General features: G+C 35.6%; 22 protein-coding genes. 4 read left to right on the top strand and 18 right to left on the bottom strand.

The annotated features are described in order from the left end of the window. Nucleotides 1-17: 17 nt before the first annotated feature. From ACKTTZ_RS06645 to ACKTTZ_RS06685, 9 genes are all read right to left on the bottom strand, one after another. Nucleotides 18-956 (bottom strand): Dyp-type peroxidase, encoded by a 939-nt coding sequence (locus ACKTTZ_RS06645; protein WP_253316609.1) that lies wholly within the window; start codon nt 954-956, stop codon nt 18-20. 18 nt (nt 957-974) lie between these two features. Beyond that, nucleotides 975-1,691, bottom strand: a complete 717-nt coding sequence (locus ACKTTZ_RS06650) for an ABC transporter ATP-binding protein (RefSeq protein WP_034692713.1) — start codon at nt 1,689-1,691, stop codon at nt 975-977. 3 nt (nt 1,692-1,694) lie between these two features. Next, nucleotides 1,695-3,161 (bottom strand): DUF5687 family protein, encoded by a 1,467-nt coding sequence (locus tag ACKTTZ_RS06655; protein WP_407847922.1) that lies wholly within the window; start codon nt 3,159-3,161, stop codon nt 1,695-1,697. Between the two features lie 76 nt (nt 3,162-3,237). Next, entirely contained in the window at nt 3,238-4,887 is a 1,650-nt protein-coding gene (locus ACKTTZ_RS06660) for a DNA repair protein RecN (protein ID WP_034692716.1), read from the bottom strand. A 332-nt stretch (nt 4,888-5,219) separates the two neighbouring features. After that, complete coding sequence (locus ACKTTZ_RS06665) at nt 5,220-6,125, bottom strand: DUF4835 family protein (RefSeq protein WP_034692718.1); 906 nt, start codon at nt 6,123-6,125, stop codon at nt 5,220-5,222. 36 nt (nt 6,126-6,161) lie between these two features. Then, on the bottom strand, nt 6,162-7,367 hold the full coding sequence (gene coaBC / locus ACKTTZ_RS06670) for a bifunctional phosphopantothenoylcysteine decarboxylase/phosphopantothenate--cysteine ligase CoaBC (RefSeq protein ID WP_034692720.1): 1,206 nt from the start codon (nt 7,365-7,367) through the stop codon (nt 6,162-6,164). A 123-nt stretch (nt 7,368-7,490) separates the two neighbouring features. After that, nucleotides 7,491-7,814 (bottom strand): DNA-directed RNA polymerase subunit omega, encoded by a 324-nt coding sequence (locus ACKTTZ_RS06675; protein WP_034681463.1) that lies wholly within the window; start codon nt 7,812-7,814, stop codon nt 7,491-7,493. Nucleotides 7,815-7,856: 42 nt separating this feature from the next. After that, entirely contained in the window at nt 7,857-8,852 is a 996-nt protein-coding gene (locus tag ACKTTZ_RS06680) for an outer membrane protein assembly factor BamD (RefSeq protein WP_034692721.1), read from the bottom strand. Between the two features lie 103 nt (nt 8,853-8,955). Continuing rightward, a complete protein-coding gene (locus ACKTTZ_RS06685) occupies nt 8,956-9,585 on the bottom strand; it encodes a TetR/AcrR family transcriptional regulator (RefSeq protein WP_034692722.1) in 630 nt (209 codons plus the stop codon). 96 nt (nt 9,586-9,681) lie between these two features. Between ACKTTZ_RS06685 and ACKTTZ_RS06690 the strand changes: the two genes are divergently transcribed. The 4 genes from ACKTTZ_RS06690 (at nt 9,682) to ACKTTZ_RS06705 (ending at nt 12,348) form a co-directional block, all read left to right on the top strand. After that, a complete protein-coding gene (locus tag ACKTTZ_RS06690; protein ID WP_407847926.1) occupies nt 9,682-10,308 on the top strand; it encodes a TatD family hydrolase in 627 nt (208 codons plus the stop codon). Further along, complete coding sequence (locus ACKTTZ_RS06695) at nt 10,301-11,026, top strand: ThiF family adenylyltransferase (protein WP_034692724.1); 726 nt, start codon at nt 10,301-10,303, stop codon at nt 11,024-11,026. Before ACKTTZ_RS06690 ends, ACKTTZ_RS06695 begins: the two co-directional genes overlap by 8 nt. A gap of 101 nt (nt 11,027-11,127) precedes the next feature. Continuing rightward, nucleotides 11,128-11,499 carry a ribonuclease P protein component gene (rnpA, locus tag ACKTTZ_RS06700; protein WP_034692725.1) on the top strand — a complete coding sequence of 124 codons (372 nt, stop codon included), beginning with the start codon at nt 11,128-11,130 and terminating at the stop codon, nt 11,497-11,499. Nucleotides 11,500-11,739: 240 nt separating this feature from the next. After that, nucleotides 11,740-12,348 carry a DUF4126 domain-containing protein gene (locus ACKTTZ_RS06705; RefSeq protein ID WP_253316612.1) on the top strand — a complete coding sequence of 203 codons (609 nt, stop codon included), beginning with the start codon at nt 11,740-11,742 and terminating at the stop codon, nt 12,346-12,348. A gap of 40 nt (nt 12,349-12,388) precedes the next feature. Here ACKTTZ_RS06705 and ACKTTZ_RS06710 read toward each other — a convergent pair whose 3' ends face one another. The 9 genes from ACKTTZ_RS06710 to ACKTTZ_RS06750 form a co-directional block, all read right to left on the bottom strand. Then, complete coding sequence (locus ACKTTZ_RS06710) at nt 12,389-14,503, bottom strand: hypothetical protein (RefSeq protein WP_407847929.1); 2,115 nt, start codon at nt 14,501-14,503, stop codon at nt 12,389-12,391. Between the two features lies 1 nt (nt 14,504). Then, the gene (locus tag ACKTTZ_RS06715) at nt 14,505-15,056 is read right to left on the bottom strand and encodes an LptE family protein (protein ID WP_051934227.1); all 552 of its coding nucleotides are present in this window, start codon (nt 15,054-15,056) and stop codon (nt 14,505-14,507) included. Further along, entirely contained in the window at nt 15,046-15,750 is a 705-nt protein-coding gene (locus tag ACKTTZ_RS06720; protein WP_407847931.1) for a hypothetical protein, read from the bottom strand. Before ACKTTZ_RS06720 ends, ACKTTZ_RS06715 begins: the two co-directional genes overlap by 11 nt. A 13-nt stretch (nt 15,751-15,763) precedes the next feature. After that, a complete protein-coding gene (locus ACKTTZ_RS06725) occupies nt 15,764-17,050 on the bottom strand; it encodes a sigma-54 interaction domain-containing protein (RefSeq protein ID WP_407847933.1) in 1,287 nt (428 codons plus the stop codon). 36 nt (nt 17,051-17,086) lie between these two features. Further along, complete coding sequence (locus ACKTTZ_RS06730; protein WP_034692731.1) at nt 17,087-17,884, bottom strand: tetratricopeptide repeat protein; 798 nt, start codon at nt 17,882-17,884, stop codon at nt 17,087-17,089. Continuing rightward, nucleotides 17,856-18,374, bottom strand: coding sequence for a hypothetical protein (locus tag ACKTTZ_RS06735; protein WP_156106377.1), 519 nt, complete (start codon nt 18,372-18,374; stop codon nt 17,856-17,858). Before ACKTTZ_RS06735 ends, ACKTTZ_RS06730 begins: the two co-directional genes overlap by 29 nt. A gap of 3 nt (nt 18,375-18,377) precedes the next feature. Then, on the bottom strand, nt 18,378-19,820 hold the full coding sequence (miaB, locus tag ACKTTZ_RS06740) for a tRNA (N6-isopentenyl adenosine(37)-C2)-methylthiotransferase MiaB (protein ID WP_034692733.1): 1,443 nt from the start codon (nt 19,818-19,820) through the stop codon (nt 18,378-18,380). Nucleotides 19,821-19,905: 85 nt separating this feature from the next. Continuing rightward, a complete protein-coding gene (locus ACKTTZ_RS06745; protein WP_407847936.1) occupies nt 19,906-20,685 on the bottom strand; it encodes a hypothetical protein in 780 nt (259 codons plus the stop codon). Between the two features lie 170 nt (nt 20,686-20,855). Next, entirely contained in the window at nt 20,856-21,338 is a 483-nt protein-coding gene (locus tag ACKTTZ_RS06750; protein WP_253316614.1) for a hypothetical protein, read from the bottom strand. Between the last annotated feature and the right edge of the window lie 52 nt (nt 21,339-21,390).

A 21,390-nucleotide genomic window follows, 5' to 3' on the forward strand; every position in this document is an offset into this window, starting at 1 on the left:
TAAGACAGCCTTTTATTTTATCCTGAGAATTCATCAAGCATATTTCTGGTAGGAACAAAGAAAAGTGTTCCGGTAACTGCTGTGCTGAAATCTAAAATTCTGTCATAATTTCCCGGAGGATCGCCTATAAACATATTCGTCAACATTTTTTTTGTTGTTTCAAATGTACTTGAATAGGCAATAAAGTAAGTTCCAAACTCATTGGTAGAAGGATTCCCAAAAGGCATATTATCTCTGACGATTTTCAATTCTTCACCATTCTCGCCTTCTATATTGGCTAAAGCAATGTGTGAATTCGAAGGTTTTACATCATCAGACATTTCAATATCATTTTCCTTTGACCTTCCAATTACTTTCTCCTGATCTTCTGTTGACAAACTCTTCCAGGCATCCATATTGTGAAGATATTTCTGAACAAAAAGGTAACTTCCTCCTTTATACTGAGAATCTTCATCGCCTATTTTCCCAAAATAATCACGATCGTCCCCGTGAGGGTTTTCCGTTCCGTCTACAAAACCAAGAATAGAACGTGCATCCCAATATTTGAATCCATGAATCTCCAGAATACTTTCAGCTACAGAACTTAACAATCCGGATATTTCAACCGCCATATCGAAAATAAGGCTCTTGTTGTCTGCTCTCAGATGAAAATGAAGATCTCCGGGAGTAGAAACAGCAGTATGTTTTGTTCCTTTTATTTCTTTAAAATTGACTAATTCTTTTGGCAGAGGCTTTGGTAGTTCCAGTTTACTCCATGCATCTGCACCAATTCCCATGACACAACTTGCTCTGCTGTCCGGAAAACGGTTAAACACCGAATTGTTAAGATTTAACACCAACGCGCATAATTCCTGAAAAACATCTTTCAGCTGTGGACTGTCATTAAGTTTCCACACCATGAAAATAGTATTGCTGTTGGGATAATCTGTTACATTCTGCGATTCTGTTGTATTCATACCTCTATTTTTGTGGTATTAAATATCCGAAACTGAAACCTGATCTGCAAAATATTGTTCCAAATCTTTCAATGTTTCCGGATTAGTCTGAATATCTTTTACCATGAGACCTTTGTTCACCACCACAATTCTGTTGCAGACTTCTGTGGTATGGGAAAGATCATGGCTGGAAATAAGAAAAGTAACGCCATCCTGTTTTGATAATTCTTTAATCAGATTTTTAAGTTTGATTTGGGTGGACGGATCAAGGTTGGCAAAAGGCTCATCAAGAATAATAATTTCAGGATTCCCGATAATAGCTCCTACAATTCCTACTTTTTTCTGATTTCCTTTTGAAAGATCACGGACATACTTCCCGGATTTCAGGATTTCACCATTGAAAAAATCATGAAAAGGTTTCAGGAATTCATCTACAGATGCTTTATTCTGACCTCTCAACTCCCCGAGAAAATAAAAATATTCCTCCGGAGTAAGATACCCAATGAGAAACGTATCATCTACAAATGCTGATACTTTATTTTTCCAGGCTTCAGATTCGTTGACTTTAATGCCATCAATGCTTACAAACCCTGTTGTTGCCTGAATCAAATCCAGCATCAGGCTGAAAAGGGTTGTTTTTCCTGCTCCGTTATTTCCTACAAGGCCAAATGTTTCTCCTTTAGGAATGTCAAGATTTTCGATATTAAGAACCGTTGCTGTCCCGTATGTTTTTGATAGATTATGTATATTGATCATGGCTTAATTTATATTTTTAAATGCCTCCAATGTGCTGTATTTCTCTCTTTTATATTGTTTTACAATGATATCGAAGATTTTCTCTCTCAGAAAAAAGCCGATAATTCCTATAATTGCAATACTTATTACTCCACCAGTAATTCCCCATAGATATTTTGTCAGGGCAAATACTCCCATTGGGAGAAGCATTTTAGGAATCAGCAGAAGCATTGTCATTAAACTAAAACTTCCTTTTTGTCCCATTCTTTTCTCTTTTGAATTTAGATCGATCTGATTTTTATTGAAAGCTCCGGACCAAAGCGTAAATTGAGAGTTAACACCTATATTGTATAATCCTGCTGCGAAGAATGTAACGTAGATCTCCCAGCCAAAGTAGGCATAACAGAGAGCAATGATCACAGAAGCAGCTGTTATAATATTCATCAGCCACCATTTTGCTTTCAGATATTCTTTGTAGGGAACGTTCAGGGTCATCATCAATGGAAAATATGAGCTGTCAAAAGCAGGTACTCGCTGCCCAAACAGAAACTGAAAACCTCCTGTTACAAAAAGTCCCATAACCATCATCATTGCAGGGGTTTTGTAGAGTGCAGAGCTAAACATCAGCAATCCATAGAACAGAAACATAAAGCTTCCAAAAAGAATTCCTTTGGTAACTTTATTGCGTCTCAGCATTCTGATATCATTATTGATAAATGCTCCTATAACACCGTATTTATTAAGGAAGGCAATATTTTCTGTTTTCCCGACTGTTTTCTTGGCTTCAAGCCCCTGATCCAAATAAAATTCATTGCGAAGATAGCGGAAACATACCCACCAAAATATCACAAACAATAGAACAGGAATCAATGCAAAGTAAGGTTTTTCATACAAGCTGAAGAAAACCAATTCAGAATAGGACAAAACCGGAACAATATTATAATACCCCAGCGCTCCTATACCCAGAAAGCATACTCCTACGATAACTGCCAGCGTTTCTTTACCATTGAAGAAGATATTGATAAAATTATTCATGTAGAGTAATGAAACCGCCCCTATAAGCCATAATAATACTCCTGGAATACTATATCCATTGAATAACGCAATAAGTGAAAATGTAATAAAGAATAAGGAACTCAGCCAACTGAATGCTGAAAGAAACGTCTTAGCCAGCATATAATTGACCAATGTATTCTTCCTGATATTCAGAGTGAGAAACGGCTTAATATTCTGTGTAGGGATTTCCTGCCAGAGATATTTAAGAACAAGATCAATAATCCAGGCAACAATCATGAATTTTGAAACCACCTTTAAAGGATCCTGGTGCATTTCCTCCTGAATGTAGAAAAAGGCAATAAATGCTCCTCCTAAAAGGGATCCTATAAAGTAAAGAATTCCTATAAAACGGAGAATTTTCATGGTCAGATTGATCCCTAAAGATGTACCACGAAAAAAGCTTTTGATTTCAAGCCTAAGGAACTTTAGAAACATATTTTAGTTTTTATACATTAGTAAATATAATGTAAAATATGTTACAACTTTTTAAGAAAAAAGTGGATTTATTTAATTATCCTATAAGCTCTTTTGCCTGTGCTAAGGCTGCTTCCGTAATTTTACTTCCGGAAAGTAACTGAGCAATTTCGTTCAGTTTTTCCTCACTGCTTAATGGAATAATGGTAGATTGTGTTCTGCCGGAAATATCTTGTTTTACTACCTTATAATTGTCGTTTCCTTTAGCAGCAACCTGTGCAAGGTGGGAAATAACAATCAACTGCATGTCTTCGGACATTTCTCTCATCAGGTTACCGATTTCTTCAGCTACTTTTCCTGAAACACCAGTGTCAATTTCGTCCAGAATAAGGGTTGGCAACTCATCACTTTCTGCAATAATTTTCTTTACAGCAAGCATTACTCTTGATCTTTCACCGCCGGAAATAGCAGTCTGAATCGGTTTTAAAGGAAAGCCTGAGTTAGCCTGAAACAACAGCTGAATATTTTCTTTTCCAAACTGGTTAAATTCATCAGCATCCTGTAATTCTATATCCACCTTTGCTTTTTCCAGTCCTAATTTCTTGAGAAGACTTTCTGCTTTTTTGATGAAAACAGGTATATTCTTATGTCTGTTCTTTGAAAGTTTTGAAGCAAGGCTCAGAAGTGTTTTTTCTTTTTGAGAGATATTTTCTTCTGTTTCTTCAATCTGTAATTCAAGATCTGAGGCTCCTTTCTGATCTCCAGCCAGCTGATTTCTGATCTCAATCAATTCATTAAGATCTGAAACATTATGTTTAAGGAATAAAGCGTTGATTTTATTATTAAGATCGGTAAGATATATCAGATTTTCAGGATTGATTTCTACTCTTTCCGCTTCATGTTCCAATTCAGAGATAATGTCTTTAAGCTCTACAAAAGAGGTTTCCAGCCTTGAATCAAGTTCAGCAAAACTGGTAGAAATTTCGGAAATTTTTGAAAGCTTGTTGGTTGCTTCATTAAAGAATGACAGAATTCCAATTTCCTCCTGATGAAACCTTGACAGAATCTGGCCTACATTTTCAGAGATCATTCCTGCATTTTCCTGGATAGAAAGCTGATTCTGAATATCCTCATAATCAACATCGTCAAGCTTCAGCTCTTCCAATTCGTTGAGTAAAAATTCTTTATAATCGCTTTCTTTATTGGATTCTGAAAGTTGGGTTTTCAGTTTTTTCAACAACAATTTCAGCGTTTGAAATTCAGAAAACTCCTGTTGATAATCTTCAATGATTTTTTTATTCTCAGAAAGCCCGTCGATAATTTTAAACTGATATTCTGAGGTAAAAAGATTGGACGTTTCAAATTGGGAATGGATATCAATCAGCTGTGAAGAAAGCTCTCTAAGAATATCTAAGGTTACCGGTACATCATTGATAAATGCCCGGGATTTCCCTGAGGGAAGTATTTCTCTTCGGATAATCGTCTGAAGTTCGTAGTCCAGATCGTTTTCAATAAAGAATTTCTTAAACTGATTGTTGAGAGAAAACTCGGTTTCCACCACACTTTTCTCTTCAGCTTTGGCGATTGATTTTACATCTGCTCTTTCGCCCAAAATAAGTCGAAGAGCACCTAGGATAATAGATTTCCCTGCCCCCGTTTCACCGGTAATCACCTGTAAACCATTTTTCAATGATACTTCAAGGGTATCAATCAGGGCAAAGTTTTTAATGTAAATTCTCGAAAGCATTGATAATCCGTGTTATAATCCAATTTGAGTTTGAACTGTAAAAATAAGTTTTTTTTCATTCTTGTCCGATTAAATTAAAGCATAATTAACAGATCGCTCCTACGGAGCTTTATTTTTTCGGGGATTTCATTTTTCTTTTCTAACAGCAGATCCCGATGGGATCAAATCCAGCTCCTGTGGGAACTAACTGCTAATTCATGTTGCAAACATTGATATTTTCAAATGTATGAATCCTTTTTATCGGACAATAATGTTTCTTATTGAAGCAAGAAAATGTTTTTTGATGACCCTTTAATAATCAGCCGGCGATCTCTCAACTTATCCACCAATTTTTAGACTTTCCATTTATTCCACTTATTCTCTATATTCTTCGGTGAAAGGATGATCATTGTCTGTTTAAGATCATTAAGAATCAATCCTCCATTATTTCCGGAATTGAAAATATTGAAAATTTCATCGCTTTTAGTATCCATGAACTGGTTAAAGAAAAACGCCTGCTGGAAATTATTTTCGTACATTTTTAATTGCATCAGGGCATCAAAAATCACTTTTTTCCCGGCAGTCTGATCCTGGTTGAAAAGATTGTCTAACCCAGCTCTATGATAAGTATAAATGGTAGAACGTAACTGACTCCAGTTAGGATTCATAATTTCGTTAATCAAAATAGAACGGCTTCTCGGCTCGTTGATGGTATTCCAGCCCTCATAGTTTCTGTTTTGGGAATTCTGTGCAATCTGCTGTGCTTTTGCATACCATTGTGATCCTCCCATAGACTGGAAACTATCTGCATCCAGACCTAAAATAACATAAATATAAAAACTGATTACATCAGTAAGATTCTTCCCGGAGAATTGTCTTTCATTAAAAATAAGACTCTCATTTTCAATATATTCAAAAGCAAATCTCTGATCCTGAAGATTAATTAATGGAGATTCATAGGTCGTATTGTACACAGGTCTTACCGCCTGAATAACAATAGATCCTTTGAATTTGTTAACATCTCTTTCTGCAATAACAATAGAAAAAGCACATTTTATTTTTTCAAAATTCTGAAGTTTCTTACCTGTCCAGCTGGTATTATTGATAAAGTCCCTGAGACTTTTCTCCAATGCTTTATAGGCCTGCTGATTACTTCCTCCCAGCTGTTGGGAGTTTACCTGTACCGTAGACAGCAGCTCCTGAGAAAAACTTTGAGTATATAGAAAAAACAGAAAAAATAAACTTATAATTTTTTTCATTGTCTATTAAAAATTGAGAACGGAAATTTATTAAAATTATTTTAAAAGTTGAGACTCAACAAAATCGAGAATATCTTTTGCTACATCATCCTTGGATTTCAGATTGAATTCCTTCTTCTCTGTTTTGGTAAATATCTTGATTTTATTGGTATCATTTTTAAAACCGGCTCCTTCATCACGAAGAGAATTGAGAACAATCATATCCAGATTTTTCTTTTCCAGCTTTCCTTTTGCATTTTCCTCTTCATTTTGAGTTTCCAGCGCAAATCCTACCAAAAACTGGTGGGTCTTCTTTTCGCCCATTGTTTTTAGGATGTCCGGATTTTTAACCAATTCAATCGTCAGGTTTTCATCGTTTTTTTTGATTTTTTCCTTGGCAACGTCTTTTGGTGCATAATCTGCTACTGCTGCACTGGCAATTCCTATGTCTATGCTGTCGTAAAATTCAAATACCTTAGCCAGCATTTCTTTGGCTGAAGTCACTTTATGAAGTTCAACATTCGGATCATTAATAGTTTGAAAACTCGGTCCTGAAATCAGAATTACTTTTGCCCCTCTTTTTGAAGCTTCTTCTGCAAGAGAGAATCCCATCTTTCCAGATGAATGATTTCCGATGAATCTTACCGGATCTATAGCTTCATAGGTAGGCCCGGCAGTAATTAAAACCGTTTTTCCTTCGAGGCTTCGTGAATGGATTTTTGAATTAAAATAATGTTCAACAGTATTAAAAATTGTTGCCGGTTCTGCCATTCTCCCCTGTCCGATCAGTCCGCTGGCCAACTCTCCGTTTTCCGCAGGAATAATAATATGTCCAAAACTTTCTGCCAGCTCCAGATTCTTTTTTGTAGAAGGGTGCGCATACATATCAAGGTCCATTGCAGGAGCTATGAATACGGGGCATTTTGCAGACATATAAGTGGCAATAACAAGGTTATCACACATTCCGTGAACCATTTTAGACAGTGTATTGGCTGTACATGGAGCAACGATCATAACATCCGCCCACAGAGCCATTTCTACATGACTGTTCCATGTTCCGTTATCACTATAAAAATCCGAATACACTGGTTTTTTGGATAATGTAGACAGACTTAGTTTCGTTACAAAGTTTTCTGCATCAGGAGTCATAACAACCTGTACTTCGGCACCTTTCTTCACAAAGTCTCTGATCAGAAAGTGGATTTTGTAAGCCGCGATTCCTCCAGAGACAGCGATAAGTATCTTTTTACCGGAAACACTCATTTAGTTCTAATTTTTTGAAATACTAAAGTACTTATTTTTTCCCACACAATGAGGCTTTAAAACAACAAAGGTCATAAAAGAAGTGAATTCCTTTATGACCTTGATTTATTAAAATACAGAAGATTACTTTCTTTCTTCTGTTTTTCTGAAATAAACATCTTCGTTTAACCATTCTTCAATAGCAATTGAAGTTGGCTTTGGAAGCTTTTCGTAATGTTTAGAGATCTCAATTTGCTCTCTGTTTTCGAAAACCTCTTCTAATGTAGAATTGTGAACGGCAAATTCATCCAATTTGTTGTGAAGTTCCGTACGGATCTCCGCATTGATCTGCTCTGCTCTCTTTCCCATGATAACAATAGCTTCATAGATTGAACCTACTTTATCTTCAATCTTATCTTTGTCGTAAGTAATTGTATTTACTTCTGCTTTTGTATCTTTTACACTCATTTTGAGAAAATTATTTTTATTTTAAGATGGCAAATTTACGAATTATCTTTGAATTTTGAAAGTCGCCGCAGGAGGAGGTGTCTTAAGTGCTGCACTGTCCCTCTGTAACTGCATTGCTTTCTTTTCATTACTAATTTGATCCTTGATTTGCTGTTCTGTTTTATCTTTATCTGCCAGTTTTTCAGCTTCTTTTTTCTGTTTCGCAGTTAAAGCCGCAATTCTGGCCTCAGTTATTTTTTTAACTCCTACGAAATTCTGTTTTTCTTTTTCCAGTTTTTCTCTAAGATCGGTTGCCGTTTTAGAGTATTCTGTGTTAGGAAGCTCTTTTTCTACCAGTTTTGTATAAGTAAGGGCACTTTCAATACGCTCATCTTTCAGACCATATATAGATTTCATCGCCAATTCATAACGTGATTTCATGATATAGTCATAGATTTTTGAACGAAGTTTTGTACTTGGAAAATCTTCCAAAACATTTTCAAATGCTACATTGGCTGCTTTATACTCGCCCATTTTGTAGTATTGTCTTCCGTTTTCATAAGCTTTAAATTCTAGCTTATAAGACAATTCATCAATTAACTGGCTGATATTTTTAGATCTTTCAGAGTTAGGATAATTGTTCAGGAACTCCTGAAGCTCATTGATGGCCAATTCTGTACTTGACTGATCCAGGTTATAATCCATAGATCCTTCATAGTAACATAATGCAGACATATATGCTGCTTCTTCTGCTCTAGGATCTTTAGGAAAACTTACTGCGAAATTTTTAAACTGGTGACCTGCCAGCTTATAGCTTTTGTCATAATAGTTGGCATAAGCTGTGTTGAAACCTACGTTAGGAAAATCATCTGTTCCCGCCACAAGATTGGCAAGCCTGTCGTAAAGAGCCAATGCATTTTTCCACTTTTTCTTAGCAAAATTTTCATTAGCTGCTTTCAAGATAAATTCTTTATCAGCACTTCTCATTGCTCTTTCCTGCTGGCTTACGCAAGATGTAACCACCGCTACAGCAAAAAGACCTAAAATATATTTTTTCATATATAAAATTCAACAGTTTTCGGATTATACAGCCGATTTACTAATTTGCAAAAATATAACTTTTTTGCCAATAGATTTTTTTTTATGAATATTTAACGTAATTTTAGTCTGCAGCGTATCCCAAAATTGCAAAAACACTTAATAAAAGATTCATTCTCACCTTTTTCTCCGCTTCTTTTGCATAGGTTTCCTCATTTTTGCTCGGAACATAGAGCTCATAGAAATTTTTATTTCTGATGACAAATAAAGTGGATCCAATGATCATGGTAAGAATATCTTCAGGTTTAGGAGTAAAAGTAAAAACGCCTGATGCAACCCCTTTCTTAATGACTTCATCCAGTTTTTTCACAAATAGCTGATAGAAATCCAGCAGTTCATCTTTCAGGTTCTCTGTATGACGAAGTTCCTGAGTCACGAAACCATGAAAATAATTATACTTGAAAAGCTGAGAAACGATATATTTAATCATTTCCCTCAATTGCATTTCAGGTTTACCTTCTTTGATGGTATCTGCAAATTCTGAAAAATTTTCTCTGGTTTTCAGTACTCTGTACTGATAGAGATAGGACATCATTTTCTCTTTAGAACCGAAGTAGTAAGAGATCATGGCGACGTTGATATTTGCTTTAGAACAAATATCTCTTACAGAAGTTCCCTCATATCCTTTCTTGGCGATGAGCTCTTCTGCAATATCCAATATGTGAATCTGTTTTTCTGTAAATTTTTTTTTCATGAAGTGCACTTTGAGTAAAGTTAAGAAATTTTTAACACATTTATAAACGATCGTTTAATAATTTTAAATTAATTCTGAAAATACTTACTTTTGAACATGGATTTTTTTGATTTTCATCATCATAAGAAATATGTCAGAAACGGAATTTACAATATGAACATTGAGCAAATTCCGCCTGATTTCCCTTATTCTATTGGAATTCATCCCCAAGATATTGATGTTAATAATCTCGAACAACAGTTTTCATGGATGAAAAGTATGATGTTTCAAAATTGTTTTGCCATTGGTGAATGTGGTTTAGATTCTTTAGTTTCTATAGATCAGAAAATTCAGGAAGATGTTTTTTTAAGACAGATCAGAATCGCCAATGAAGTCAAAAAACCTATGATTATTCATTGTGTCAGAAAATTTTATGAGGTCATTTCTTTTAAAAAGAAAGCCGAACAGCCCATGATCATTCATGGTTTTAATAAAAAACGTCAAATTGCTGAAGACCTTCTTGCCAATAATTTTTATCTGAGTTTTGGAAAAGCTGTTTTGTATAATTTATCTTTGCAGGATATTTTAAAAAACACTCCATTAGACAAATTCTTTTTAGAAACTGACAATGAAGATTTTAGCATCGAAGAATTGTATGATAAAGTTTCGGAAATAAAAGGTATTTCTTTGGAGCAGCTCAATGAACAAATTTTAGAAAATTTACACTCAATAAAAAATGGATAAGTACTGGTTGGAAAGAACGGAGCTTCTGGTAAAAGAAGAAGGCTTGGAAAAATTGAACAAAGCCACTGTTTTGGTTGTTGGTTTAGGCGGCGTAGGTTCTTTTGCAGCTGAATTTCTTGCAAGAGCCGGAGTTGGCAATATGACGATTGTGGATGGTGATACAGTAGATATTACTAATATCAACAGACAGTTACCTGCCTTACGTTCTACTGTAGGAAAACATAAAGTAGAAGTTGTAGCTGAAAGACTTTTAGATATTAACCCTGATCTTAATTTAACCAAAATCAATGAGTTTCTAAATCCTGAAAGAATGGATGAAGTTCTGGATTCTGCAAAATTTGATTATGTTTTAGACTGTATTGACAGTGTAACGCCAAAACTTTGTCTGATTATTGCGGCCAAAAGAAGAAGGATAAAAATCGTAAGTTCAATGGGTGCCGGTGGAAAAACCGATCCAAGCAAGGTAATGGTAAGAGACATCAGCAAAACTGAACATTGCCACCTTGCAAGACAGGTAAGAAAAAGGCTGAAAAAAGTAAAAATTGACAAAGGTGTTCGTTGTGTTTTTGCTAATGATATTCAGGATGAAGAAAGTTTGAAAATGACGGACGGAACCAACTATAAAAGATCTTTTTACGGAACAATAAGTTATATGCCTGCCATTTTCGGATTGTATACGGCTTCAGAAGTGATTAATCATTTATTAAATCAGGATTAAGATATTCTCTCACATATTTCACAGATTTTTAAAACGATTTTCATGTCTTAATCTCTGAAATCTGTGGGAGAAAAATAAAAAAATATATTTACACTTCGTAAATGACAAATTCCAAATATCCCAGAGCGGAAAAGCTCAAAAAAAACACAGAGATCAGTTTGCTTTTTGAGAAAGGTAAATGGAGAACGAGCGGAAACCTGAGAATTATTATTCTAAAGGATAAACCCAACCTTTCTGTAGAAGCTGCAAGATTTGGAGTTTCTGTTTCTAAGAGATATTTTAAAAGAGCAGTACACAGGAATCGTATCAAAAGGTTACTGAGAGAATGCTATCGTCTGAATAAAGATCTTTTCAGGCAAGCCTTTGGAGAAAAAACTATGGCCATGCTATTTTGGGTTTCTCCTGAGATGCCTCCTAAATTTCAGGATGTGGAGGCTCAGTTTATCAAGCTTTGTGAAGCTCAGAAAAAGTAATCATCTTTTCTGATAAAATAATAAAAATCTGTGAGACATTTTCTTGCAGATTTTTTTATTTCCCACAGATCGCACAGACTTACACAGATAAAATCTTCTTTTTACTTTCTGGCAAATCACAAATAGTAAAGCTCAAAACCTCGTACCCTGCATCCCGTATCTGGAACTCTAAAATCAACAACGCTCCAAATATCATATAGTTTTTGTAATTTAGGGAAAACAATAAATCTGAAAATTAATATGTTAGACAACCTTCCCTATTTTTCTTATATAATCAGTGCATTTATTGGGATTGGATTGGCAGCCGCTACAGGTTTCCGGGTATTTCTTCCTATGTTTATTGTAAGCCTTGCCTCTTATTTCAACTGGATTCCAATGAATGAGCATTTTGAATGGCTTGCTGGTCTTCCTACACTTATTACGACAGGAATAGCCACTATTATTGAGATATTGGCTTATTACATCCCTTTTGTTGACCATTTACTGGATACTGTTTCTATTCCTATGGCAACAGTGGCTGGTTCCATATTATTTGCAAGTCAGTTTGCTGATCTTGGAACTTTCCCACAATGGGCTTTGGCATTAATTGCCGGTGGAGGTACAGCAGCTACCATCAGCTCTGGATTTGCAGGAATAAGGGCTGCTTCTACTGCGACGACCGGAGGTTTAGGAAACTCGGTGGTAGGAACAACAGAGACAGCCGGTGCGGGGATCATGTCTATTCTTGCAATGGCAGCTCCGGTAATAGCAGCCATATTTGCCATCATTACCTTAATTGTTGTTATTGTATTTGGGCGGAAGGCCTGGAAAAAATTAAGAAGCACTAAAAGCAATTCTCAGGAGTTATAAAATAAAAAAAGGTACTGTTTTAATCAGTACCTTTTTCTTTTTAATTTTTACTTCTGAAGTCCTTAATATCTTTAATCTTGGATTCAAAATATTCTTTTTTCCCGGGACTCTTTTTGATAAGTATTTCAAACGCTTTTATGGCCTTTGTATATAGTTTCTGTTCAAAATAAAGATTAGCCAATGTCTCTGTCATCAAATGTGAGATATCGTCATTCTTTTCTTTTACAACATAGGTACTTTCTTCTTTTAACTGACTGATTCTAGGATTGTTCTCAATAAAGTTCTCAATAGCCTTTTCTTTGATTTCTGATTTTTCCTTTTCAATCTCTTCTGTTCTGTCAATCTTAAGCCAGCTCTGCCATGTGTTGATAAAACCTGGAACGTTGCTGTCTATGGATGATTGAGTCGTATTTTTCATAGTAACCTCCTGTACTTTTTCTACAGGTTCTTCTTTCTTTTCCTCCTGCTTTTCTTCAACTTTAAGGGTAGAAATATCAGTTCCAAAGAAGGAAACATTCATTACAGGTACATTTTCTTTTAAAGTCTCAGTATTAGATTTTTCTTCATCAACTGATTCAGTGGATTCAGAATGATCCTCTTCAATTTGTGATGTTTCTAGTACTGAAATAACTTCTTCCTGAGTGGTTCCTGCAACAGTTTCGGACGTTTGTTCCTCTTCAATAATTACTTCAGATTCTACAGCTGGCGTTATTTTCTCTGTTGGGGTTTTTATTTCTGGAGCTGATACCTGTTCAGGTTTACTGATTAAGGAATCCGGCATATTGGATTCCACACTCATTGGTTTCCATGCAGATTGTACTTCAGGAGCTTCTTCTATCTTTTCTTCAGTAACTTCAGGTTTAGTTTCCTCAACTAGAGATATCTGATTCTCAACAACTTCTTCCTGTACAGGTTCTTCTTTTATTTCTTCAGGTTTTTCTTCACTTGTTGACCAGAAATGGAAGTTTTGAGTATCTGCGAAGCTAATTTCATGATCTTCAACTGTTTCAGGCTCTATTTCTTCTTCTTGCGGAACAAGTTTAGTTTCCTTCATTTTTTTCTCCACCTCTTCAATCAGGCGTCTCATTTCCTCCTCGTGTTTATTGACATTCGGTTGGGAAATTTCTGCGGTTTCCGCTATTTCTTCGTTGTTGGCCTGGATTTTAACGTCCGGCATAAATGAATCTGTTCCATGGAAACTTACTTCCGCATCAGATAATTCCACTGAAGGCAATTCTTCATGCCCATTTGCTTCTTCTTTTTCAACAGAAATCTGATCTTCGTCAATGATGGTTTCTGGTGTAAAGTTTTCTCCGGCTTCTGTTTCAGCTTGTACTTCTTCCTCAGAAACCAATTCAGTTTCATGAGCGGATTCCTCCTTTACAGGCTCTTCTGCTACTGCTGCCTCACTATTTACTTCCGATACTAAAGGTGCAACTTCATGAAAGCTGGTATTATCTTCTTCTTCAATTTTTTCTTCCTCTTTTGCTGAAGAAATCTGCTCTTCGGGAATAACAGTTTCCGGTGTAAAATTCTCTCCACCATTTTCCTCCGCTTCAACTTGTACAGATTCCACTTTCTCCTGAACCGGTTCTTCAACTATAGTCTCAGTCTTCTGGATTACCAGAGTTCCAGATTCAAGGGTAGATTCAATATCTATTGTCTCAGAATTTTCTTCATCCAGGAAGTTTTCTTCTCCTTCAAATAAAATTCTGTTTCGTTCACCGTTTATATAAATGTGTTTAACTTCCTGTGCGGTTGGTAAAACACAAGTACTTTTCTCCTCTTCCAAAGGTTTTTCCAAAGAAACTTCCTCTTCTCTCCTGATGGGAAAGGATTGGATCTTTGGAGTAAATTGGGCAGGTTTTTCAATTGTTTTAGAAGGTTTCTTCTCTTCCACAATTTCAGGTTTCACCTCCTGTCTGATCTTTCCGTTGATCAGCTGATATAAAATCTTTTTATCAGTAGTATATGCAGCCGTTATAGAAAGCTCCTTCTGATAGTTTTCTTTTTCGTACAGATGCACTCCATACAGATGAAGCGCCCTGATATTCTGAATATAAGGAAAAGTGTGAATCTCTTCTTTCAAAAGACCAAGGTCTTCTAACTGAATATTTTTCGGATTTTTTATTAATTCTAAAACTCTCGGATTCATCTTACCAATTCGCTACAATGTCGTTAAATATCTTATTAATAATTCTATCTGTTACCAGTTTTACCTGCTGGTCTTCGATCTGACTTAGGGATACATCACTGTTGAAAGCAGCTTCATCAGAGTATGTTCTGTCAAAACTTGCATCCGGATGAATTTTATTTTCATAATGTACCTTTACTGTAATCGTAAGTTTATTCTGTGCCTGCTGAATCACTCCTCCAGAAGGGTTGGTCTGGGTATTGGAACTGATGGTGGTAGGGGTAATGGAATAGTCAGTAATTTCTCCTTCTATCAGGATATCCGGATTTTCTTTTGTTCCTTTCAAAGTGGTTCTCTGAAGGAATCTGTTTTGTATTGCTGTAGAAAACTGTTGGGATAATGCAGGGTTTACAAGAGGTGCATTATTGGGAAATTCATTAATCTGAACTGTTTTCTCGTCTGTAAGGGACGATCCCGTAAAGCTGTAGCATGAATTTAAAACTCCCAGCAATGCAAAAAGCATTCCCGTTAACAGTGATTGTTTCAAGCTGATATTGTTAATTTTAAAGTTCATTTTTAGATCCGATTTCAATAATTTCATCATATTCAATTTGTTGAATAGCATCTTCATAAGCAAAATAATTTGCTGTGTATAAGAATGGTAAGGTAAGAAAAATTCCTATCCCACAAGCAATAATACCAATCTGGGACAAAATACTCACTACCAATGAGAAAAGAAAAATTGACAATAGATTTCCTTTGCTCATTATTTTTGAAATATTCCAGGCTTCTTTTACTTCCCTGATTCCTTTAAGACTGATTAATGGTATGATATAAAAGCCTTTTAATACAAAGTAATATATCGCGCCAATCAATAAAAACATATAGGGAAACCCAAAAAATGCTACCATTGGATTGGGTTCATTACCCTCAGATAATGCACCTGATATACCCAGCACAGCAAATAAAGGAATGTAAAGCAATAAAACACCACCAAAAACAATTAACTGCAACATAAAATAAGGCATGAAGTCTTTGAAATCAAAAATATCTCCAGGACTTGCCGGCTGATTTCTGTTCAACCTTTGAAGGTATTTGTATAAATTACCCATTGCAAGCAGTCCGCAGAACGGAATAATAGACATCACAAAGCATACTAAAAATGCTACAAAAATATTCCCGAAATCTTTCTTTAAAAGTTCGAAACCTTTGTTAATGTATTCTCCGAGCTTAAAATTGATCGGCTTAGGTGTTAAATTGACTTTCATTATTTATGTTTTGCTAATCTTCCAGGTTATATTGTTTTATTTTTCTGTATAAAGTTCTTTGTGAAATTCCAAGCTCATCTGCAGCTCTGTTTCTACGTCCTTTATGCTTCTCCAAAGCCTTGATAATCAAATCTTTTTCATTATTCTGAAGAGAGAGTGATTCTGGCCTGTTTTCTTCTATTTCAATATCCTCAATATCTTCATAGCTGTCCTCAGGTGTCGAAATAATCGTAGGAGTCTGCACTGCCGGAGTATCATTATTATCAAAATATAACAAAGATCCGGAGTTCACCTGTGGCTGACTTTCAGGAGTATAGATTCTGTTGATCAGGTTTTTCTCATGGTTGCTCAGATCTGATGTTCCTCTGTTCTTGATCAGTTCCGAAGTTAAGGATTTTAAATCATTAATATCATTCCTCATATCGAATAGAATTTTATACATGATTTCTCTTTCACTTCCGAAATCGCTCTGTTTTGGAGTGCTTTGAGTATTGACAACCATTGGAAGATGTGTTTCCATAGGAATATACTCGGCAAGCTTCTCAGCTGTGATATTTCTGTTCCTTTCCACAACGGTCATCTGCTCTACTAAGTTTCTTAGCTGGCGGACGTTACCCGGGAAGGAATAACTTTCTATGTAATGAACAGCGCTTTGCTCCAGTTCCAGTTCCGGCATTCTGTATTTTTCTGCAAAGTCTATTGCAAATTTTCTGAATAGCAAATGGATATCTCCTTTTCTTTCTCTCAAAGGCGGCATATCAATCTGTACGGTATTCAAACGGTAATACAAATCCTCACGGAATCTTCCGTCATGGATGGCTTTCATCATATTAACGTTGGTAGCAGCCACAATTCTCACATTGGTTTTCTGTACCTGTGAAGAACCTACTTTCATAAATTCACCACTTTCCAGCACTCTTAAAAGACGAACCTGAGTTTGTAGAGGAAGTTCTCCTACCTCATCCAAAAAGATGGTTCCTCCGTCTGCTACTTCAAAATATCCTTTTCTTGTAGCTGTAGCCCCTGTAAAAGCTCCTTTTTCGTGTCCGAATAATTCAGAGTCTATAGTTCCTTCCGGAATTGCTCCACAGTTTACAACGATATAAGGCTGATGTTTTCTTCTGGATTCTGAATGAATGATTTTCGGAATAAATTCTTTCCCTACTCCACTTTCTCCAATCACCAATACAGAGATATCTGTAGGTGCAACCTGGATAGATTTTTCGAGGGCACGATTGAGTGCAGGAAAGTTTCCGATAATTCCGAAACGGTTTTTTATGTTTTGTAGCTCGTTGCTCATAAGTAAATTTTTGATTATTGACTGAATGTTAATCTTCTACAGCTCTTCAATTTCTTTTCTGTAGACTTTGTTAAAGTGATGAGTGTAGACATCTTTCATGGTCTTTCCTTCATCATACGTTTGTAAGGCTAACATTTTTAAATCCAAATAATCTTTGTTTCTGATCTTAGAAACTTTACTTTTAAAGTATATATTCTCAGCAAAGTCGTACTCTTTGCTTTGTTTTTCAAAATTTTCCAGGGCTCTGTCATATCTTCCCAGCTCGAAATAGGTAACTCCCAGCTGATAATGATCAAACATTCCCTTCACATAACCTCTGGTAGCCAGAAGTCTTTCTATAATCCCTGCGGCTTTTTCTTTCTGTCCTAAAGCACTGTAGGACATAGCTCTTACTACGTCCAGATTATAGTCCCCGTTTTGAGATCTTCCTAAGTCTCCGGGCTCATATTTTTTTAACCATTCTAAATCCTGAATTGCTCCTTTATAGTCTCTTAAGAACTGAAACTTCGTCCAGCCTCTGTAACCAAGGTGCATTTTGGGGTCTAAAGCAACCGCTTTATCCATTAAAATTTTCCAGGTTACGAAATCTCCGTTTTTAAGATATGGAACTGCTTTTTCCATATAAGCATGGGAGAAATCGGGACACAATTCAATGGCTTTATCAAAGCCTTCCTGAGATTCTGCGAACCCCTGTAAATCTGAAGCCCAGTTGTATAACTCACACGCTTTTTTACAGTTCTCACCCTCTACTGCATTACAGTTGACCTGTGCAATAGTATTGGTGTAAACGATAAGTAACAAAAAGCTAAGGTAATACCTCTGAAACTTTTCCATTTTCAATTTTATAGGTTAAATACTGATAATAATCTACTTTTAAACCTTTTATCTCTTTCGGCATCCAGCCATTGAGTGATTTTGTAAACTGCAGCAGTTTATTTTCCAATTCTTCATCCAGTACAGAATCTTTCAGATCCGGGCTCATATGCTGTAATCTGAAGAGACCTGTCTTTCCTTCACAATTTACTAAAAATCTCACGGTAATATAGCCGTTGATCTTTTTTTCAGAATATATATTTTCTTTTTTAAGTTTTTCAGTGATCGCAATCTTTTCACCCTTATAGCTAAATTCCTTTGAACCCTGATAATACTGAAAACTGAAATGTCCCCATTTTTCTGAGCCACACTTCTTAAAATCAGCATTATCCAATTTCGCATCGAATTTGATATCTCCTACGGTTGCAGGATATTTTTTTACATTTTTTTCTGTCTGGCTAAATACCATAGCAAACGAAAGCATTGCAAAAAGATAAACTGCTTTGATCACTGCTTAATTTTGTTCTACTGTTCTCCCTAAAAGTGTGCCTTGTGTATTGTCATGTACAAAAACGTTCACAATGTCACCTATTTTCTGTCCTTCCAGTTTATCGAAAACACATACAGCATTCTGAGAGTTTCTTCCTTTCCATTGGTTTTTGTTCTTCTTGGAAATTCCTTCAATCAGCACCTCATGTACTCTGCCTACATAAGATTTCATTCTTTGGTTTGAAAGCTCACCCTGAAGAGCAATAACCTCAGCAAGACGTCTCTGTTTCACATCAGCCGGAATATTGTCTTCCATTTTCTTGTGAGCCGGTGTTCCCGGTCTTTCTGAGTAGGCAAACATATAACCGTAGTCATATTCTACTTCTCTCATCAAGCTTAAGGTATCCTGGTGATCTTCTTCAGATTCATTACAGAATCCAACGATCATATCCTGAGAGAATGCTACTTCCGGAACAATTTCCTTGGCTTTTCTGATCAGATCAAGGTATTCTTCACGGGTATGCTGTCTGTTCATCGCTTCAAGCATATTATTGCTTCCGCTTTGTACAGGAAGGTGAACATATTTACAGATGTTGTGATGCTTTGCCATCATTTTGAATACATCCAGACTCATATCCTGAGGATTTGAAGTAGAGAATCTGATTCTCAGTTCCGGAACGGCTTTAGCCACTAAATCAAGAAGCTGAGCAAAATTAACGGCTGTTGCTTTCTGCATTTCAGAAGCTTTGGCAAAGTCTTTTTTAGGACCTCCTCCATACCAAAGGTAAGAGTCTACGTTTTGGCCTAAAAGGGTAATTTCTTTATATCCGTTATTGGCAAGGTCTTTACACTCTTCAATAATAGAGTGTGGATCACGGCTTCTTTCTCTTCCTCTTGTAAAAGGAACTACACAGAATGTACACATATTATCGCAACCTCTGGTAATGGTAACAAATGCGGTAACACCGTTTCCTCCTAAACGAACAGGATTGATATCTGCATAGGTTTCTTCTTTGGAAAGAATTACGTTAATCGCATCTCTTCCATCATCGGTTTCTTTTAAAAGATTTGGTAAGTCTCTGTAGGCATCCGGACCTACAACAAGGTCAACCAATTGCTCTTCTTCTAAAAACTTGGTTTTCAGCCTTTCCGCCATACATCCCAGAACTCCTACCGTCATATTCGGTCTTTCTTTTTTCAGATTTTTGAACTGAGAAAGACGCATTCTTACCGTCTGTTCAGCTTTTTCTCGGATGGAACATGTATTTAAAAGAATCAAATCGGCTTCTTCAACTTTCATCGTTGTATTATAGCCTTGTTCATTAAGAATGGATGCAACAATTTCAGAGTCAGAGAAATTCATCTGACAACCATAGCTTTCTAAAAACAGTTTTTTAGAGTTCTCCGGTCTTTCTGCAATAGCAAAAGCTTCGCCCTGTTTTGTTTCGTCTATATATTTTTCCTGCACGATAATCGATTTAAGGCCCGCAATTTTAAATTACGAACAAATAAGTTTGCAAAGATACAAAATATTGTGACAGAATGTCAGGAGATTATCTGTATCTGTTATCATGGAAATTTTGATCCATTATTTTATCCTGATCTTCCAAATCTTTCTGAAGATCAAATTGTTGAAAAATCGGTTGGCTAATTTTAGCTCTCATTGGAATATTATTAAATGTAGCAGGATTCCATTTTCCTTTTATTCTAGATAGACTATTGATGATATCTTTCTTTTCATAGTCAAAAAAATCACCTTCAATATTGAAATCCTCCATTTCGCCATTCTCATTGACAACAAATGTCAACAAGGCTCTTTTGTCCTCGTTTTTCTTTACGAATCTTTCAAAAATAGTCTTAACCTCAAATCCAAAAGCTTTTATTCCTTTTTTAAAAGTTGGGCCTTTCTTTTCGTTTTTACTTGGATCATCTTTGGAATTAACTAAATAAAAAGGATTTATTTCAATTTTGGCAATTGCTCCCATAAATTTCCCGTTCACTTTTGCCGGCATCCATTTTTTGAGATGGGGAATAATTTTACGGCTGAAATCAAATGCACATTTATTTTTTTGAATATTTACAGTGTCAAAATCTTTAACATAATTGATGGTTGAATTTTCAAACACAAGAATCTGTACACTATACCGTTCTTCACTTTTTTCACAAGGCAGCAGCTTTTGTTCTTTAACAACCTTTACCATTTCCTTATTTAATTGATTCAACCCACCAGCATAAAAGTCTTGGTCATAAGGATATTTATCCAAAACTTCATTTTGAGCAAAAATTAATTTTGTTGTAAAGAAAGTGATGAGCAACAAAAATTTCTTAATCATGATTATAGGTATTGTTAACAGAACTGATTTTTATTTATTGTTGTAGAATCAACTGAAACTCCTTTTTTTTTACAATGGTTTCCATTTGATTTTTATTTTTTCCAGAGCTTATTTTATCCCTTTAATAAATATCTCCCTTTATTTAAATTTTGAAAAGAAAACCTTTATATCTAATCGATATCCACAGACATTGAAGAGAAGTTCATTTTAACTTTAATCTGTGAAGCTACAGGCTGTCCGCCACAAGAGGCCGGAGTCCAGTTTTTCTTTATTCTTCTTACTACATATTGCATATCATCAAAAAAAACTTCACTGTTCTGTACTTTGGGCATTCCTTTCACATCTACTACTTTTCCTTTAGCATCAAGCACTAAGGTAAATGTAAAATCACCTGTAAGAGCATAGAAATCAGAATTCAGGTATGCATACATATATTTGTTTAGGATTTCTTTATAAGCCGCAACACCTCCTTCATAGGCTGCAGGTTTAAAATCATTACATTTTACAGCCACCTGCATAAAAGGTTCTTTGATGTCTATTTTCAGAACATTTTTATTACTCTCCCTGATAAAAGAATCATCCCGCTCTTCCTGATCCTGTGCAAACGAAAAATTAACTGCACATAAAGCCAAAAATAAAAGTATTGTTCTCATAATTTTGTTTACAAATAATAAACAAAGGTAAATATTTAGCTTATTTATAAAA

This window comes from Chryseobacterium sp. KCF3-3 (assembly GCF_045865955.1).
In the GTDB taxonomy this organism is placed as follows: Bacteria; Bacteroidota; Bacteroidia; order Flavobacteriales; family Weeksellaceae; genus Chryseobacterium.

Bases quoted from the DNA above. Each gene is read 5' to 3' on its own strand.
- ACKTTZ_RS06660 (WP_034692716.1), bottom strand. From the start codon at position 4,887: ATGCTTTCGAGAATTTACATTAAAAACTTTGCCCTGATTGATACCCTT.
- ACKTTZ_RS06730 (WP_034692731.1), bottom strand. From the start codon at position 17,884: ATGGAAAAGTTTCAGAGGTATTACCTTAGCTTTTTGTTACTTATCGTT.
- ACKTTZ_RS06645 (WP_253316609.1), bottom strand. From the start codon at position 956: ATGAATACAACAGAATCGCAGAATGTAACAGATTATCCCAACAGCAAT.
- ACKTTZ_RS06655 (WP_407847922.1), bottom strand. From the start codon at position 3,161: ATGTTTCTAAAGTTCCTTAGGCTTGAAATCAAAAGCTTTTTTCGTGGT.
- ACKTTZ_RS06725 (WP_407847933.1), bottom strand. From the start codon at position 17,050: ATGAGCAACGAGCTACAAAACATAAAAAACCGTTTCGGAATTATCGGA.
- ACKTTZ_RS06720 (WP_407847931.1), bottom strand. From the start codon at position 15,750: ATGAAAGTCAATTTAACACCTAAGCCGATCAATTTTAAGCTCGGAGAA.
- ACKTTZ_RS06745 (WP_407847936.1), bottom strand. From the start codon at position 20,685: ATGATTAAGAAATTTTTGTTGCTCATCACTTTCTTTACAACAAAATTA.
- ACKTTZ_RS06695 (WP_034692724.1), top strand. From the start codon at position 10,301: ATGGATAAGTACTGGTTGGAAAGAACGGAGCTTCTGGTAAAAGAAGAA.
- coaBC (WP_034692720.1), bottom strand. From the start codon at position 7,367: ATGAGTGTTTCCGGTAAAAAGATACTTATCGCTGTCTCTGGAGGAATC.
- ACKTTZ_RS06750 (WP_253316614.1), bottom strand. From the start codon at position 21,338: ATGAGAACAATACTTTTATTTTTGGCTTTATGTGCAGTTAATTTTTCG.
- rnpA (WP_034692725.1), top strand. From the start codon at position 11,128: ATGACAAATTCCAAATATCCCAGAGCGGAAAAGCTCAAAAAAAACACA.
- ACKTTZ_RS06685 (WP_034692722.1), bottom strand. From the start codon at position 9,585: ATGAAAAAAAAATTTACAGAAAAACAGATTCACATATTGGATATTGCA.
- ACKTTZ_RS06710 (WP_407847929.1), bottom strand. From the start codon at position 14,503: ATGAATCCGAGAGTTTTAGAATTAATAAAAAATCCGAAAAATATTCAG.
- ACKTTZ_RS06690 (WP_407847926.1), top strand. From the start codon at position 9,682: ATGGATTTTTTTGATTTTCATCATCATAAGAAATATGTCAGAAACGGA.
- ACKTTZ_RS06675 (WP_034681463.1), bottom strand. From the start codon at position 7,814: ATGAGTGTAAAAGATACAAAAGCAGAAGTAAATACAATTACTTACGAC.
- ACKTTZ_RS06715 (WP_051934227.1), bottom strand. From the start codon at position 15,056: ATGAACTTTAAAATTAACAATATCAGCTTGAAACAATCACTGTTAACG.
- ACKTTZ_RS06680 (WP_034692721.1), bottom strand. From the start codon at position 8,852: ATGAAAAAATATATTTTAGGTCTTTTTGCTGTAGCGGTGGTTACATCT.
- ACKTTZ_RS06705 (WP_253316612.1), top strand. From the start codon at position 11,740: ATGTTAGACAACCTTCCCTATTTTTCTTATATAATCAGTGCATTTATT.
- ACKTTZ_RS06665 (WP_034692718.1), bottom strand. From the start codon at position 6,125: ATGAAAAAAATTATAAGTTTATTTTTTCTGTTTTTTCTATATACTCAA.
- ACKTTZ_RS06650 (WP_034692713.1), bottom strand. From the start codon at position 1,691: ATGATCAATATACATAATCTATCAAAAACATACGGGACAGCAACGGTT.